Source organism: Psychrobacter sp. Rd 27.2 (genome assembly GCF_001921755.1).
GTDB classification, from domain to species: Bacteria; Pseudomonadota; Gammaproteobacteria; order Pseudomonadales; family Moraxellaceae; genus Psychrobacter; species Psychrobacter celer.
Genome location: NZ_MRYB01000010.1, coordinates 20521 through 35664, shown reverse-complemented (window position 1 = coordinate 35664; position 15144 = coordinate 20521). Strand labels below are relative to the sequence as shown.

15 protein-coding genes are annotated in these 15144 nt (G+C 48.4%); 12 read left to right on the top strand and 3 right to left on the bottom strand.

Features of this window, described 5'->3' with window-relative positions; all coding sequences use genetic code 11:
* The first annotated feature begins 84 nt into the window (after positions 1–84).
* Complete coding sequence (pncB, locus tag BTV99_RS09310; RefSeq protein ID WP_075102100.1) at positions 85–1308, top strand: nicotinate phosphoribosyltransferase; 1224 nt, start codon at positions 85–87, stop codon at positions 1306–1308.
* Positions 1309–1318: 10 nt separating this feature from the next.
* Here the strand turns inward: pncB and xseB are convergent, their stop codons facing one another.
* The 3 genes from xseB to BTV99_RS09295 form a co-directional block, all read right to left on the bottom strand.
* Positions 1319–1576, bottom strand: coding sequence for an exodeoxyribonuclease VII small subunit (gene xseB, locus BTV99_RS09305; RefSeq protein ID WP_075102099.1), 258 nt, complete (start codon positions 1574–1576; stop codon positions 1319–1321).
* A 60-nt stretch (positions 1577–1636) separates the two neighbouring features.
* Complete coding sequence (gene xseA, locus BTV99_RS09300) at positions 1637–3199, bottom strand: exodeoxyribonuclease VII large subunit (protein WP_075102098.1); 1563 nt, start codon at positions 3197–3199, stop codon at positions 1637–1639.
* A 308-nt stretch (positions 3200–3507) separates the two neighbouring features.
* The gene (locus tag BTV99_RS09295) at positions 3508–3876 is read right to left on the bottom strand and encodes a hypothetical protein (RefSeq protein ID WP_075102097.1); all 369 of its coding nucleotides are present in this window, start codon (positions 3874–3876) and stop codon (positions 3508–3510) included.
* A 432-nt stretch (positions 3877–4308) separates the two neighbouring features.
* Between BTV99_RS09295 and BTV99_RS09290 the strand changes: the two genes are divergently transcribed.
* The 11 genes from BTV99_RS09290 to purF all read left to right on the top strand — a co-directional run bounded on the left by BTV99_RS09290 (position 4309) and on the right by purF (position 15076).
* On the top strand, positions 4309–4962 hold the full coding sequence (locus tag BTV99_RS09290; RefSeq protein ID WP_075102096.1) for an alpha/beta hydrolase: 654 nt from the start codon (positions 4309–4311) through the stop codon (positions 4960–4962).
* A gap of 135 nt (positions 4963–5097) precedes the next feature.
* Positions 5098–6198 (top strand): cell division protein ZapE, encoded by a 1101-nt coding sequence (zapE, locus tag BTV99_RS09285; RefSeq protein ID WP_075102095.1) that lies wholly within the window; start codon positions 5098–5100, stop codon positions 6196–6198.
* A gap of 242 nt (positions 6199–6440) precedes the next feature.
* Positions 6441–7025, top strand: coding sequence for a nitroreductase family protein (locus BTV99_RS09280; protein ID WP_372046630.1), 585 nt, complete (start codon positions 6441–6443; stop codon positions 7023–7025).
* A 116-nt stretch (positions 7026–7141) separates the two neighbouring features.
* Positions 7142–8434, top strand: coding sequence for an NAD(P)H-dependent glycerol-3-phosphate dehydrogenase (locus tag BTV99_RS09275; protein ID WP_075102093.1), 1293 nt, complete (start codon positions 7142–7144; stop codon positions 8432–8434).
* A 74-nt stretch (positions 8435–8508) separates the two neighbouring features.
* Positions 8509–8967 (top strand): phosphohistidine phosphatase SixA, encoded by a 459-nt coding sequence (sixA, locus tag BTV99_RS09270; protein WP_075102092.1) that lies wholly within the window; start codon positions 8509–8511, stop codon positions 8965–8967.
* Positions 8968–9083: 116 nt separating this feature from the next.
* The gene (gspL, locus tag BTV99_RS09265; protein WP_075102091.1) at positions 9084–10328 is read left to right on the top strand and encodes a type II secretion system protein GspL; all 1245 of its coding nucleotides are present in this window, start codon (positions 9084–9086) and stop codon (positions 10326–10328) included.
* 44 nt (positions 10329–10372) lie between these two features.
* Complete coding sequence (gene gspM, locus BTV99_RS09260) at positions 10373–10948, top strand: type II secretion system protein GspM (protein ID WP_075102090.1); 576 nt, start codon at positions 10373–10375, stop codon at positions 10946–10948.
* Positions 10949–11100: 152 nt separating this feature from the next.
* On the top strand, positions 11101–11553 hold the full coding sequence (locus BTV99_RS09255) for a hypothetical protein (protein ID WP_075102089.1): 453 nt from the start codon (positions 11101–11103) through the stop codon (positions 11551–11553).
* Positions 11554–11672: 119 nt separating this feature from the next.
* A complete protein-coding gene (locus BTV99_RS09250) occupies positions 11673–12707 on the top strand; it encodes a quinone-dependent dihydroorotate dehydrogenase (protein WP_075102088.1) in 1035 nt (344 codons plus the stop codon).
* A 60-nt stretch (positions 12708–12767) separates the two neighbouring features.
* Entirely contained in the window at positions 12768–13265 is a 498-nt protein-coding gene (locus BTV99_RS09245) for a CvpA family protein (RefSeq protein WP_075102087.1), read from the top strand.
* A gap of 275 nt (positions 13266–13540) precedes the next feature.
* Positions 13541–15076, top strand: a complete 1536-nt coding sequence (gene purF / locus BTV99_RS09240; protein ID WP_075102086.1) for an amidophosphoribosyltransferase — start codon at positions 13541–13543, stop codon at positions 15074–15076.
* The last annotated feature ends 68 nt before the right edge of the window (positions 15077–15144 follow it).

Sequence of the window (15144 nt, the reverse complement as noted above, 5' to 3'; positions counted from 1 at the left end):
CTGGTTGTTTATCATATTATATACTGTGTCGCTTTGAGTATTAGGTGACGTTATTTTTTATTTTTGTGTTTCTAAGGCCATAGTATGACCGTTACCTATGCACCTATTATTACCTCGTTACTTGATAACGATTTGTACAAATTCACCATGCTCCAAGCCATGCTGCATCAGTTTCCACAGACGCATGGGGTTTATCGCTTTCGTTGCCGCAATAATAAGGATACTGTCTATCCCTTAGCCGATATCAAAGACGCTCTAGAGCAGCAACTAGATAGTCTGTGCGAGTTACGGTTTTTGGAAGATGAATTAGAATATCTGCGCGGTTTGCGCTTTATTCGTTCAGACTTCGTTGATTATCTCGAGCTGTTTAAGCTCAAGCGCCGTTTTATCACTGTCAGCACCGATGAAAAAGACAGACTGTGCATCGATATCGAAGGACCGATGATACAGGCGATGTTTTTTGAAGTGTTTGTTTTGGCCATTGTCAATGAGTTGTATTTTAGTGCCTTATCAGACGCTCAAGTTTTGGCAGAAGGCCAGCACCGGCTAGACGCCAAAGTTGAGCTATTGCATTATTATGCAGCCGAGCAAAGCAGCTATAACCCCGATACACCGCCTTTTATCGTGGCTGATTTTGGTACACGTCGCCGCTTTAGCAAATCTTGGCAAGCGCATGTGGTGGAGACCTTACATAAGGCTGCTCCAAAGATAGTTGGCGGCACCTCAAACGTTTATCTAGCAAAAAAACTGGGAATGACGCCGATCGGTACGATGGCGCACGAGTTTATGCAGGCATTTCAGGCATTGGATGTGCGTTTGCGCGATTCACAAAAAGCGGCGCTGGAAGCGTGGGTCCATGAGTATCGCGGCGACTTAGGAATCGCGCTGACAGATGTCGTCGGTATGGATGCGTTTTTGCGTGATTTTGACTTGTATTTTGCCAAGCTGTTTGATGGCTTGCGTCACGACAGTGGCGACCCCTATGTGTGGGGTGACAAGGCCATCGCGCATTATAAAAAGCTCAAGATAAACCCCAAAACTAAGATTTTGACTTTTAGTGATGGTTTGGATTTGGACAAAGCGTGGGAGCTGCATCAGTATTTTAAAGACCGTATCAAAACCAGCTTTGGCATCGGCACCAACTTGACCAATGACATGGGCATCACCCCAATCAATATCGTGCTAAAGCTGGTCGAGTGTAACGGTCAGCCTGTGGCAAAATTGTCTGACAGCCCAGGCAAGACCATGATTAATAATGACACGTATCTTGCCTATCTTCGCCAAGTGTTTGAGGTGGATACGCCATAATAAAGCGCCATTAGCGGTTGCTATTTTGATCACTACTCTCTGTGCGATCTTCTTCAGCAAACGCCGCATCTAGCGCTTGCTGTACGGCATTGATGCGGGTTTCGCAGACGCGATACGCGGCGATTGACTCTTCGACCGTGGTCATAAGGTTGTCGATGTCTGGTTCATCTTGCTGCTGTAGCTGCTCGGCATTGGTTTTTAAAATATCGTAAGCCGCCTTAAAGGTTTTCGGGGCGGCTTTTTTGCGTCGGCGAGTCGGGGTAGTCATAAGGTTTTCCTAAGCTCTGGTAATGGTTTTGGTAGATAATAGGGTTTAAGTAATTAGTTCTTAAACGTTGTTGTCTGATTCGGTTAGCGTATTAGCAGATTCTGTCCTCTTGTGATTGTCTTTAACCTCAACAATCTGTGCCTGTGCTTTGCCATCTTTTAAGACGATATGAATGGTTTGCTCAGGATAAAGCTGCGTGCTGCTGGTCAGAATTTGTTTGTCTTTGGCATCAGTGAGCATGGTATAGCCTTGCTTGAGCACACGAGAAGGACGGTGCAAAAGGACAATGTCGCGCAGATGCTCGCTGTTACGCTGCGCTTGTATGACGCGCAGCTGGGCGGTTTGTATCACTGTTTTTTGGTAGTTTTGACTATAAGTAGAAGCGGCTGCTAATTGCTGATAAGCCAAGGATTGAGTCTGCGCGCGCAGATTGCTGGTGAGTCTGGCGGCTTGCTTAACTTGGCGCTGGGCGCTTTGCTGAATGCTACGCCACGCATAATCACTGTCTTTTCGCAGTGCGGTCAGCTGACCGATGGTTTGCGATTGGATATGGCTCAATTGTCGTGACGTTTTTTGCTCAGCCATCGTGAGCTGCTGTGTGGCGGCTTGTTTGATGTGTGCTTGGTATTGCAGCGTTTGGGTAATGAGCTGAGCCAGATGGCTGATAATCGCTGCGATGACTTTTGATGGCGTATCAAAGCTGGTATGCGCCACCTCATCTAGAATGACTTTATCCCGCTCATGACCGATGCCGACCCACACATGAACAGGCTGCTCAGCCACCAATGCTGCCAGCTCATAGTCATTTAAGTAAGCCAAATCGCCCACCGCACCGCCGCCACGGATAATTACTAATAAATCTGGCAAACGCTGATAGGTATCTTGGAATTGCTGCTGCGCACTGACGATGGCTTGGCGAATCTCGCTTGGCGCATGATTGCCCTGAAAGGTGGCATGATGGTAATGAAACTGACAAGCACCGGTACTGGCTAAGCGGTCTGCATCGGCTTGAAAGTCGCCCAATCCTGCGGCTTTTTCGGGAGCGATGACCAGCACATGCTCGATATCGAAGGGTGTCGGTAGCTGCTGATTGAGATGTAGGAGTCCTTCGCCCGTTAAGCGGTCGACCATCTCAGCATACTGCCGCGCCAAATCGCCTAACGTGTAGCTTGGATCGATATCCTCGATCGTGAGCGAAAAGCCATACTGCGCATGAAAACCTGCCGATACTTTGAGCAATACGGTCAGATCGCGCTCAAGCGGCATGCCCGTTGCGCGCTCAAACTTCGCCAAAACGCGGGCGGCCTTAAAGCGCCAGAGGTTGCCGCGGCAGCTGGCCACGACCTTACCATCGTCATCTTTTTCGGCCAACTCAAAATAATAATGTCCGCCTTTGCTCGATAAGTTGCGAATCTCAGCCTTCACCCACACGCGATGGTTAAAGGTTTCTTTTACCACCATCTCTACCGCCGACAAGTAGTCACTTAAGCGCAGCACCGTGTCTTCTAAACTGACTTCTAGGCTGTTTTCTTGCTCAGCAAGCTCAGCTTCTAACGTCGCCAAGTCTTTGGCAGGGGTTAGGACTTTGGCTTGTTTGATATTTGAGAGATTGGGTTTGCGCATAATAGGAGACCAAAGCCGACTAAGACATAAAAGTATAAAGTGGGACAAAAAGGTATGAAATGGTTGCTATCAAAACCAAAGAGACCATGTTGTAAAAAGCAATGCGGCAAAAAACGCGGCAAAAAAACAACCAACCCTAATAGCGCCGCGTGTATCGCTTAAGGTTTTGAGCTGATGATAGTTTACCTCAAAAGCGCGGTCACAAAAAGAGAAGCCAACCGATCTGCTGCATAAATGCTGTGACAAACAGAAGGGCTGGCGAGTGGCTAGCGGCGGTGTTTGCGCATCATCACGTTATTGGCAGCGAATTATTGGCAGCGAAAGCTGATGGTGTATTCATAGTCGTCATCACGCGATAAATCTGGTGAACCGGTACCAAAGATACTACCGAGCACCGCGCCAGCTTGTCCAACCATGCGGCCTGTGCGCTCATCCAAGATACCATTGTAGTTGACTGTGTCCTCAATGATAATTACTTGCTTGCTGCGGCACGTTTTTTGAGCGCTATCGATGGCATTTTGTTGTGCTTTAACTTTTGTATCGGCGATACCGGTGGTTTCGTAGGTAGCGTTGGCGCGTTGAATGACCGGTGATGACGGGGTGCTTTGGCAAGCGCTCAAAGCAAGTGCGGCGGCCAATGTGGCACCAAAAGCGGCGGTTTTATTCATAGTAATCATAATGTATTCCTCAATTTAGACGTTGAGTATTTTAATGATGATAAATGGCACTGACGCTTTGCCAGTCACCACTACACAATCAGTATGAATCTAACCCATTCGGCGCTTTGGTGTCTAGGTAGTTATTGTGTGCGCTCTTACCGTTGTCTTACTTATAGGCATTTAGGCGGTTACTAGGGTGTTTCCTCATTTTAAAAATGGCGATAAAAATGAGATAAATCGCCGTCAAACAAGGAAAATAGCGCAGATAATATTGAGATATTAGTCAGCTATTTGACACCGTTTGGCCAGATTTAGCCATTTTTAGCCCATTTAGATGGCTATTGATTGAATTGAGGACACGCCCTAAGGCGTCTGTACAGCAAATCACTTGAAATATAAACCATATCTAGGATAATTGAGACATTCATTCTTAATTAAGTAAGTAATAATATGCACCTGATTCCTGCTCCTGCTGGCGTGCTCGAGGTCGATGCGCTCTGGCAACAAGACAACCCTAACGATCCCAATACCGATACGGTGGCGCTGCTTTGTCACCCCAACCCTTTGTTTGATGGGACGATGAATAACAAAGTGGTCACGACCATGTACCGCTTTGCTCGCGATAGTGGCATGCATGTGGTGCGGTTTAATTTTCGCGGTGTCGGTCAGTCCACAGGCGAGCATGACTATGCCGATGGCGAAGTCGTCGATGCGATGACCGTGCTACAATGGATCGCTGAGCAAACCGGCGCGCGAAAGCTGTGGTTAGGCGGTTTTTCCTTTGGCGGGTATGTCACCGCGCGCGTCGCCGAACAAGTGCTTGAGGCCTCACATATCTGGGACGTGAGCGATTTTGAGCTTATAAATATCGCGCTTATCGCGCCATCGGTAGAAAAAAACGACAGTAGTGATATCGACTTACCTGCTGATAAGACCTTTGAGATTTATGGTAATGCTGATGAGGTGATTGACCCTGCTAAGATGCAAGCATTTGCGGATCGTCTGGGTATCGCCGTCAGTGTGGTCGATGGGGCGGGGCACTTTTTTCATGGGCGTTTGTCTGAATTAAAAAAACTGCTTGAGCACCACAGTATTTCTGGATGATAGTTTTTCTAATGATAGCTTTTCTGGACGATAGCTAGGACCGATTGCTATGAGCGCCGCGTCAGCTATATACAATGGTAAAAATACAACCATTTGATTTTATTAAATAAATTTTATTAAACAATGAGTCGCATTATGAGTTTATCCCCGTTGCAACGCTACGAGCAAGCCATCAGCACAGGTGAGTTTACGCGAGATGAACAGCAATATCAGGCCATGAGCTATCTCGATGAGTTGTATCATCAGCTCAGTGACAGCGTGCCACAAAAAAAGCGCTTTTTTAGCTTTTTGAAATCCAAGCCTGCTGCCCCAAAGGGTCTGTATATGTGGGGCGGGGTAGGCCGCGGTAAGACGTGGATGATGGACATGTTTTATGACTCGTTGACCATCGAGCGTAAGATGCGGCAGCACTTTCATCATTTCATGCAGCGCGTGCACCAAGAGCTTAACGCGCTCCAAGGTCAAAGTGATCCACTCGAAAAAGTCGCTGATATTATTTACAAAGAAGCGGTGGTGATTTGTTTTGATGAGTTTTTTGTCTCCAACGTCTCTGATGCCATGATCTTAGGCGATTTGTTTACCATGCTGTTTAATCGCGGCGTGACGTTGGTCGCCACCTCCAATATCGAGCCAGCAGGACTGTATAAAGACGGCCTGCACCGTGACCGCTTTTTGCCTGCGATTGCTGAGGTCGAGCACCATACTACGGTGATGAATATCGACTCAGGCATTGACTATCGTTTGCGGGTACTGCAGCAAGCTGAGCTGTATGAGTCACCATTGACCAAGGCCAATCATCATTGGCTGGCCAACCGTTTTGCCAGCCTCTCTAACAACCAAAAAATCAGCAAAGAGCCCATCGTCATCAATGGCCGCTCGATTAAGGTCAACGCCCGCACCGAAGATATCTTGTTTTGTGACTTTAGACACTTGTGTATGGAGCCGCGCTCTGCTGCAGATTTTATCGAAATCGCCAAACAGTTTAGTACGGTGCTGGTCGATGTGGTGCCAGCCTTAGACGATGATTTACGTGATCCAACGCGGCGCTTTATTTATCTGGTCGACGAGTTTTATGATCGCCGTGTCAAGCTACTGGTGCGTGCCGAGCAGTCTATTCTTGAGCTCTATCAAGGAGAAAAACTGGCTTTTGAGATTGAACGTACACGTTCGCGTTTGCTTGAGATGCAATCAGAAGACTACCTGCGTACGGAGCATCGCACCGAAGAGGCTGCGTAGCGGCAATGGCTGTTGAGTACAGTAATAGCTGTTGAATGCAAGGGTGTGTTAAAGGTATAACAAAGGCGTGATATTGTGTGCGCATGCAATGGTTTTTAGTCGTTTTGAGTAAAAAATAGCTTTAAGGATTATCAAAGCTTGATGCAACCCGTCTGTGACCACAAAGTAAATAAGGAGCGGTAATGACTACCTCTGATAAAAATAATAAAAAGCAGTCTATACAAAGTATCGACACGGATGATATGCCAGTCAATAGCGACGCGATGATCGGCTGGATTGGCTCGAGGCGCAGCATGGGCAATCTAGACACGCCTGCACCTACCCGTGCTCAGATAGAAGCAGCAATCGCCTGTGCGGCCACAGCGCCTGACCACAAAAAGCTGCAACCGTGGCGGTTTATCGTGACCGAAGGTGAGGCGCGTCGTCAGTTGGGCGCGGCATTGGTGAGCGCCGCAAAGGCACAGGCTGCACAACAAGGTGAAGTGCTGACCGAAAAAACCATCGAAAAAACTCATACCATGCCGCTACGTGCACCTGTTATCATAACGGTCGTGACCAACATGCAAGCACACAAAAAAGTGCCGCCTTTTGAGCAGCTGCTCAGCGCAGGCGCCGCTGTCCAAAATATGCTACTGGCTCTAAAGGCACAAGGCTTTAGTACGGTATGGCGGACAGGCTTGCTTTGTAATGAGCCTGCGGTCAAGGCATACTTTGGCGTGGGGCCAGATGATTATATTACGGCTTTTGTTTATACTGGCACCAGTCCTAAGGATGAGCCTACACGCAAGCCCATTGACATTGAACCGCTCATACGTTTTGAGTCATAAGGCGTACAGGCGCTTTGGTTTAGATGCCCACGATATATAATAAACACAGCCGGCATCTTGGTTTTCAATCACGATAATGCTACTTATAATCAGTCAGTCAACACGGATACCAGAACATGACTAGCCCTAACGACAGTAATAAAGACACCAATAACGAGCATAATGACACGGATAAGCAAAGCTCTGACAAACAAAACAGTCTGCTGGCAGGCATCATCGAGCGCGCCACCAAATCAGGTCTGGGCCGTAAAAAGCTCAATCCCAGTGCAGTAGAGTCTGCCGTTGCAAAAAACATGGCCAAAATCCATAGCAATCCGACCAAGCTGCGTTTGGCGTTTTTGGGCGGCGGCAGTTTTGGTACCGCCATGGCAAACCTCGCGGCGCGGAATGGCTGTGATACCACGCTTTGGGTGCGCAATAAGCGCACTGTGAAGGCGATGGCAAAAACCCAAACCAACAAAAAATATCTGCCAGGACATAAGCTTGATGATCGCTTAAAATACAGTCATGACTTGGCCGCCGCAGTCAAAGACAAAGACATTATTTTTATTGCGGTGCCTGGTTTGGCCTTTCGTGAGACACTAAAAAACATCGCGCCTTTTATCAGTGGGCAATCCATTGTTTCTTTGACCAAAGGTATGGAAAAAGACACGTTTGCCTTGATGAGTGACATCATCAAAGAAGAGTTGCCAGAGGTGAATTTTGGCGTGATGTCAGGGCCCAACCTGGCCATAGAAATCATGAAAAACATGCCCTCTGCTACGGTGATTGCGAGTGAGTCTGAACCGCTGCGTCACGCAGTGCAAGCAGCGCTGCATAGTGCGTTTTTTCGGGTATTTGCCAGTGATGATGTAAAAGGCGTAGAGCTGGGCGGCGCGCTCAAAAACATTTATGCGATTGCTATGGGTATGGCAGCGGCCTATGAAGTCGGCGAAAACACGAAGGCCATGATATTGACCCGCGCTTTGGCTGAGATGAGCCGTTTCGGGGTCGAGGCGGGGGCCAATCCATTGACATTCTTAGGCCTATCAGGCGTTGGTGATTTATACGCAACCTGTAACTCAGAGCTCAGTCGCAACTTTCGTATCGGTAATATGCTTGGCCGTGGTATGAATATCGATGCGGCAGTCAAAAAGCTGGGTCAGACCGCGGAAGGGGTTAATACCATCCAGCAAGTGCACGAAAAAGCCACCCGCGAGGGCATCTATATGCCCATCACTCATGCCCTCTACGCTGTCATTTATGAAGACAAGGCCGCCTTGGGTGTGGCTTTGCATCTGATGGAAGCTGGGTTTCGTAGCGATGTCGAGTTTGTGATGGCGCATGATCATAGTAATGCAGCGCTGACGGCACATATGAAAAGCTCAGCCAGCAAAACCGCTGACAAGGACAGTGATAAAGACAAATAATACGCCAAATAAAAAGCCGACTTGCTAAAAACTCGCAATAGGTATGCAGCGCTTAGGCGGCATTAAGGAAGCTTATGAAAATTATATTGGTACGTCATGGTCAAGCAGAGAACGACACGCGGCCAGACAGCGCGCGTCAACTGACAGATCTGGGTAGAGAGCAGGCGGCGCAAACGGCAGAGTTCGTGATGACGCGCTATCAGCCAGATCAGTTTGTCGTGAGTCCTTATGATAGAGCGCAGCAAACCTTGGCCGCGCTTCAAGCCTGTGCGCCAACAGTGCCCTTTGTCATACTAGATAACATTACGCCAGCAGATGATGCGCATCAAGCCTTGATCGACCTTGGTCATATTGAAGCCGAGTGCTTGGTTGTGGTGTGTCATATGTCAATCGTCGCTCACATCGCAGGACTGCTGATAGGGGAGTATCCTGAGTCGTTTGCCTTGGCAGAAGCACGAGTGTTTGAGATGGACTTTGTGATGGCTGGCATGGCGCGGGAAACGGATCGCTTTGTACCAAAGCAACCTTATTAGCTTGTTTGATGTGATGCGTGTTTTGCCCGTGACTATGATCGTCACCCAGTAGCGGTTGTCTACACAATAACGCCACCTACCTTTGATAAATGCTTTAATGATTAAGGACACGCTTAGTGATACATGTTTGGTTACGGGCGCAGCATAGCCCACTGGCTGTCTGGCATGAAGACCTCCAACACTGGCAAAGCGTTGAGGGGTGGCAGCAGCTACAAGAGAGGTATGGTAATTATAAAGCCAATGGAAAAAATGCGGTCTGCCTGTACTTTCCATCCAGTCATGTATTGCAGGTAGATACTGAGCTAAATACTGCCCAGCTCAAGCAGCTGGGCAATAGTGGCAAGCAGTATTTGTTTGAAGAGATGTCCTTGACTCCTGTGGAGCAGTTGGCCGTTCGCCAGATCAGTCACGCTGAGCGTCATCAATTGTATGCCTTGGCGCAGAGCGATATCGACTCATGGCAACAAAGCGCGCAGTTGGCTGGCATGAGCCTTATCGCACTATTGCCTGATTTTTTGTTATTGCCTGCGCCAACGGAGCAGGCCGGTCAGCAAATCACGCTTTATCAAGACGAGCAAACCACTTTGCTGCGCCAGTCTGCATGGCAGGGCATGGCGGTCAGTTATTTACCGCTGATTTTTGAGCGTTTTCCGCACTTAAGCGAGGTGAGCCTTTTGCCGCCTATCACCGCTATAGAACAGCCAGACGAGCTGGACGCTCGGTCTGATTGGTTTGCCTGCACCGCTGCGCTTATCGCTGATCATCAGCTGCTGCTGACGCCGCTATCTGACTCCCCAGTACCACTTGAAAGCCCTGAGCGCCATGCGCTAAATTTCTTTGTAAAATCCGCAGATTCTCAGTTATCGCCGTATTTGCGGGTGGCGATGATGGTGGCGTTGGCAGCGCTAGTGCTACAAATAGCAACCGATGGCGTGCAGTGGTATCAGTACCATCAGGCAGCCACGGCGACCAAAGCTGAGATTGCAAATCAGTATAACTCTTGGTTTGCCAACGAGCCACTGAGCAGTCGCAACAAGCTACAAATACAGCTGCAATCAAAACTGCGCCATGACAGTCAAGCACAAGCGTCTCATATGGCGACACTGGCACGGATATCGCCATTGATCAAACAGTCTTCATTGCATGCACAAGCTTTGGTGATGCAGCCCTCTGCGCTGAGTTTTACCTTGATTGCTTCTGATCGTGGTAGTCTTGACCAGTTTACCAGCACCTTGGTCGCCCAAGGCATCGATGCAAAGCTGGCTCAGGTCAATAGCACTGAGCAAGGGCAGTTCAGTGGTCAGATCACAGTAGCGGTCGCAGAGAGTGCGGACTTGCAAGCGGCCACGGCGACCTCATAGTCTAAGTCTTTCTTACTTATCGCAAAATCAGCAAAAGGTAGAAAATGAAACGTTTACAGCGCCGTGCCAAGAGCCGCAACAGCATTGCTGAGCCGAGTAAGCTGATAAAGGACAATGCTTTATTGGAGCGCTTTAGTCATTACCGAAACACCTTATCGTCGCGCTGGCATGCCTTGCCATCACGCGATCAGCTAGCGCTAACGGTACTGTCTGTGTTTTTATTGGTGTTTGTGGGCGGTTATGGTGGCTATAGTATGCATCAAGCAGCAACAGACAGTAAAAACGCCTATCAAGCGCAAGTGGCTGACTATTTTTGGCTGCGTGCTCAGGCAGGCAATATCGACAGTCAGGCGCTCACTGCATCTGCTGCTCCAGACGGCGCAGCGGCCATGCCGCCTGCCAGCCGCGTCAGTACGCTACTTAGTCACTCAGGCATTGCCAACGCGCAAGTCGTCGCGGCGGGCGATGCGGTACAGCTCAGCTTTAATCATGCTAGTCAAGCGGTGGTCAGTGGCGCACTTGCCAAGCTGCAGCAGCAAGGTTGGCAGTTTACTCAGCTATCGATGCAACAGGATTTAACCAGTCAGCTGATACAAGTACAAGCGACCATCGCTCAGTGAGTCATCTATGAGCGTCAATCACGGCGCTCACGCTACAGAGTTATTAGCTACAGAGTCATCTACAGCAGGCTATTGATAGATGCACCATTGAAACCCCCTTTGTTTGACACAATGAACTAAGTATCAGTCACTGTCAGATATGGATGCGTACAATGGCCAATTATCCTATGAATAACAATAACAATCAGGCGAAGGATACTATGAATAGCGACAAACGCCGCTCCTTAATCACCTACAATCACATCACTTATCTGCTCTATGTGGTCAGTTATTTTACCGCAGGTCTGCTGTGGATTATGCCGATCGTGATGAACTATGCCAAGCGTCATGATGCCGATGGCTCATGGCTTGCTACTCATTTTGATTGGCAAATCAAGACTTTTTGGTACAGTATTGTTTGGTTTGTCTTGGGCATTGTTATTATTGCCTTTGCGCTCGGTGGATTTGGGGTGAGTATGTTGGCCGATAGTAGCAACAACATGGCCATCGGTTCGGTACTACTGGCAGGGGTGGGATTGCTAATAATGCTGTTTACTTTTATTTGGCATCTCTACCGAATCATCAGAGGCTGGATTGCACTCACAGACAACCGCCCTGTGCCTTAATATAAAAATTTAGCCCATGAAACTTTGCTCTTATTTCTGTTAAGCTGATATAATCGCAGCGCTTGATCTTATCCGCACTTTTCATTCACCATAACTTTCGAGCAGGGTCTGCCACCATTATGTCTTATGCCTTACTTCGCCCTTTTTTGTTTAATATGGATCCTGAGCACGCCCATGAGATGACACTGTCTTTATTGGACAAAGCGCACAGAGCGCGTGTATTGGGGTTGGCCTATGGTCAGTTGATGCAGCCTACTGACTGTATGGGATTGCAGTTTTCCAACCCTGTAGGGTTGGCCGCTGGACTGGACAAAAACGGCGATTATATCGATGCGCTGGCGGAGCTGGGTTTTGGCTTTATTGAGGTCGGGACCGTCACGCCTCGAGCGCAGGCGGGCAATGAGAAGCCCAGACTCTTTAGAATCAAACAAGCCGATGCGATTATCAATCGTATGGGGTTTAATAATCAGGGCGTTGATTATCTGATAGAAAACGTTAAGCGGTGTAAATACAAAGGCAATATCGGAATTAATATCGGTAAAAACGCCGACACCCCTGTAGAACAGGCGGCCGATGACTATGTATACTGTCTTGAGCGTGTCTATCCGCATGCCTCTTATATTACGGTCAATATCTCCTCGCCCAACACCAAAAACTTACGCGATTTGCAAAGTGGTGAAGCACTGACGCAGCTGCTGCATACGATCAAAAACCGCCACAGTCAGCTGGCTAGCGAATATGGCTTTTATGTGCCATTGGTGCTAAAGGTCGCTCCAGATTTAGAGCCGTTACAAGTTGACTATATATCGCAGCAATTAATAGACTTTGAGATTGACGGTCTAATCGCAACCAATACCACGCTGAGCCGAGTCGGGGTGGAGGATCTGCGAGATGGCGACCAAGCAGGCGGGCTATCAGGTCGTCCTGTGAGCCATACCAGTACCCAGATATTGCAGCAGTTCTCAGATCAGCTAGAAGGCAAAGTGGCACTGATTGGGGTTGGCGGTATCGACAGCGGTGCCAAAGCGGTCAAAAAAATCGAAGCAGGAGCCGATATGATACAGCTATATACTGGGCTTATCTATCGTGGGCCGGGTCTGGTACAGTCTTGTATTCAGGCGATCGGCGGCTATTATGACGCCATGGAAAGCTAAAGCATGTCATCAGCGGCACTCTCTCACCATACAGATGATACAACCAATGAGGCATAGGACATGAGTGGTTTGGATATCGTGATTGCTATCGTCGTCTTGGTTGGACTTTGGCGCGGCTTTCAGGTGGGGCTGATTAAGACGGCAGTAGGTTTGCTGGGCTGGTTTGTCGCCCTGATCACCGCCACTCGGTTGGCAGGTTCGATTGCTCCGCAGCTGGTGGGTGTGGTACAAAACCCTGTTTTGCAGATAGCCATGGCGTTTTTATTGGTGGTGATTGTTATTTTGGCCATTATGCACTTGGTTGCTTTTGTATTCTCCGGTGTTCTTCAGACGCTGCGTTTGGGTGTGTTGGATAAAATGGCAGGCGGCGTACTTGGCGCGGCAAAAAACGTACTGATGGTCTTGGTGGTGCTGAGTGTCAGCGCGCCTCTGCTGGTACAAATGCCGCAGTGGCAAACGTCCGTCCTCGCGCCAGAGCTATTGCCTTATGCACCGATGGGTAAAGCCTTGGTGTCAGATGTACTGGGCATGGCGTGGGATCAGGTCAATCAGTCTTAAGCGTTCGATATCATCGGCCAATTTTGGTTAGACCAAATTTTATGACATTATCTTCGTATTCTTCCTTGATAAAAAATGATTTGATAGCAATTACAGCTCATAAACGGGCAATCGACATTCTAGAGTCGATAGCGGGCGTTTTTGACAAATAACACATCAGTGTAGTAAGAGATATCATCAGGTAGATGGCAAGGCGATGCTGGCTGTTAAACAGGCCGCTCTAAAGTCTCGTCGTCATTGTAGTACTAATGTATGGGTCAAAATAGGATAAAACTATGTGTGGAGTCGTTGGGGTTGCAGCTCATGAGCCAGTCAATCAGATTCTTTATGATGGCTTGACGATGCTACAGCATCGCGGGCAAGATGCAGCAGGTATTGTGACGTTGCAAGATGGACGACTCTATCTGCGTAAAGAAAACGGCATGGTCCGTGATGTGTTTATGAACCGTCATATGATCAAGCTGGTCGGCAAATTTGGTATCGGCCACGTACGCTATCCAACAGCGGGCACCTCTAGCAGCGCAGAAGCTCAGCCATTTTATGTCAACTCGCCTTATGGCATCACCTTGGCACACAATGGTAATTTAACCAATGCTGAGAGTTTGGCAAAAGAGCTGTACATCGAAGATCGTCGCCATCTAAATACCGACTCTGACTCTGAGGTCCTGCTCAACGTACTAGCGCATGAGATGCAAAACTTGGGCAAAACCAACCCAAGCGCTGACGATATTTTTGAAGCGGTAAAAGCGGTATATAGCCGCTGCGAAGGCGCTTATGGCGTGGTCGCTTTGATCACAGGTCACGGCTTATTGGCGTTTCGTGATCCAAACGGTATTCGTCCGCTGATTTTTGGTAAGCGCATGGCACCCAACGGTGGCACCGAATACATGGTGGCATCTGAGTCTGTGGCATTGACAGGGTCAGGCTTTAGCATTATTCGTGATGTCAAACCAGGCGAAGCAATTTTTATCGATTTGGATCACAAGCTGCATACCCATCAATGTGTTGAGCAAAAAGAATACACACCTTGTATCTTTGAGTATGTTTACTTTGCCCGTCCAGACTCTATTATGGACAACATCTCGGTTTACAAATCACGCTTGCGCATGGGCGAAAAACTGGCAGACAAAATCCTTGCAGAGTGGGGCGACGATCACGATATCGACGTGGTGATTCCTATTCCAGACACCTCGCGCACCTCTGCGATGGAGCTGGCGCTAAAGATGAACGTCAAGTACCGTGAAGGGTTTATGAAAAACCGCTATATCGGGCGTACTTTTATCATGCCAGGTCAGCAGCAGCGCAAAAAATCTGTCCGTCAAAAGCTCAGTGCAGTACCGCTCGAGTTTAAGGGTAAAAATGTACTGTTGGTAGATGACTCTATCGTCCGTGGTACGACTTGTCACGAGATCATCCAGATGGCGCGTGATGCTGGTGCCAACAAGGTGTTTTTTGCCAGTGCCGCGCCGCCAGTCAAGTATCCAAACGTGTATGGTATCGATATGCCGGTGCGTAGCGAGCTGATCGCCTCTGGTCATACGGTAGAGGAAGTACGAGATATCATCGGTGCTGATCGTTTGATTTTCCAAGATTTAGAGGATTTGATTGACGCGGTCAAGGACACCAAGTACAGCAAAGTAGAAGGGTTTGATTGTGCCGTGTTTAATGGCTGCTACATCACAGGTCAAATCAACGAAGCCTATCTTGACCATCTACAAGAGCAGCGCAGCGACACTGCCAAAACAGGTAAAAAAGGCGTGCAAATCGTCGCCGATACGCCAGTCGATATGATGGGCGTCGAAGAGCTATAATATCAATGTCTCACTGAGCAGCCGCTCATAGTATCTAATAAAAAGGCTGGACTCTCATCAGAGTTCAG

Excerpts from the sequence above, each read along its gene's own strand:
- pncB (WP_075102100.1), top strand. The coding sequence starts at position 85 with ATGACCGTTACCTATGCACCTATTATTACCTCGTTACTTGATAACGAT.
- xseB (WP_075102099.1), bottom strand. The coding sequence starts at position 1,576 with ATGACTACCCCGACTCGCCGACGCAAAAAAGCCGCCCCGAAAACCTTT.
- xseA (WP_075102098.1), bottom strand. The coding sequence starts at position 3,199 with ATGCGCAAACCCAATCTCTCAAATATCAAACAAGCCAAAGTCCTAACC.
- BTV99_RS09295 (WP_075102097.1), bottom strand. The coding sequence starts at position 3,876 with ATGATTACTATGAATAAAACCGCCGCTTTTGGTGCCACATTGGCCGCC.
- BTV99_RS09290 (WP_075102096.1), top strand. The coding sequence starts at position 4,309 with ATGCACCTGATTCCTGCTCCTGCTGGCGTGCTCGAGGTCGATGCGCTC.
- zapE (WP_075102095.1), top strand. The coding sequence starts at position 5,098 with ATGAGTTTATCCCCGTTGCAACGCTACGAGCAAGCCATCAGCACAGGT.
- BTV99_RS09280 (WP_372046630.1), top strand. The coding sequence starts at position 6,441 with ATGCCAGTCAATAGCGACGCGATGATCGGCTGGATTGGCTCGAGGCGC.
- BTV99_RS09275 (WP_075102093.1), top strand. The coding sequence starts at position 7,142 with ATGACTAGCCCTAACGACAGTAATAAAGACACCAATAACGAGCATAAT.
- sixA (WP_075102092.1), top strand. The coding sequence starts at position 8,509 with ATGAAAATTATATTGGTACGTCATGGTCAAGCAGAGAACGACACGCGG.
- gspM (WP_075102090.1), top strand. The coding sequence starts at position 10,373 with ATGAAACGTTTACAGCGCCGTGCCAAGAGCCGCAACAGCATTGCTGAG.
- BTV99_RS09255 (WP_075102089.1), top strand. The coding sequence starts at position 11,101 with ATGGCCAATTATCCTATGAATAACAATAACAATCAGGCGAAGGATACT.
- BTV99_RS09250 (WP_075102088.1), top strand. The coding sequence starts at position 11,673 with ATGTCTTATGCCTTACTTCGCCCTTTTTTGTTTAATATGGATCCTGAG.
- BTV99_RS09245 (WP_075102087.1), top strand. The coding sequence starts at position 12,768 with ATGAGTGGTTTGGATATCGTGATTGCTATCGTCGTCTTGGTTGGACTT.
- purF (WP_075102086.1), top strand. The coding sequence starts at position 13,541 with ATGTGTGGAGTCGTTGGGGTTGCAGCTCATGAGCCAGTCAATCAGATT.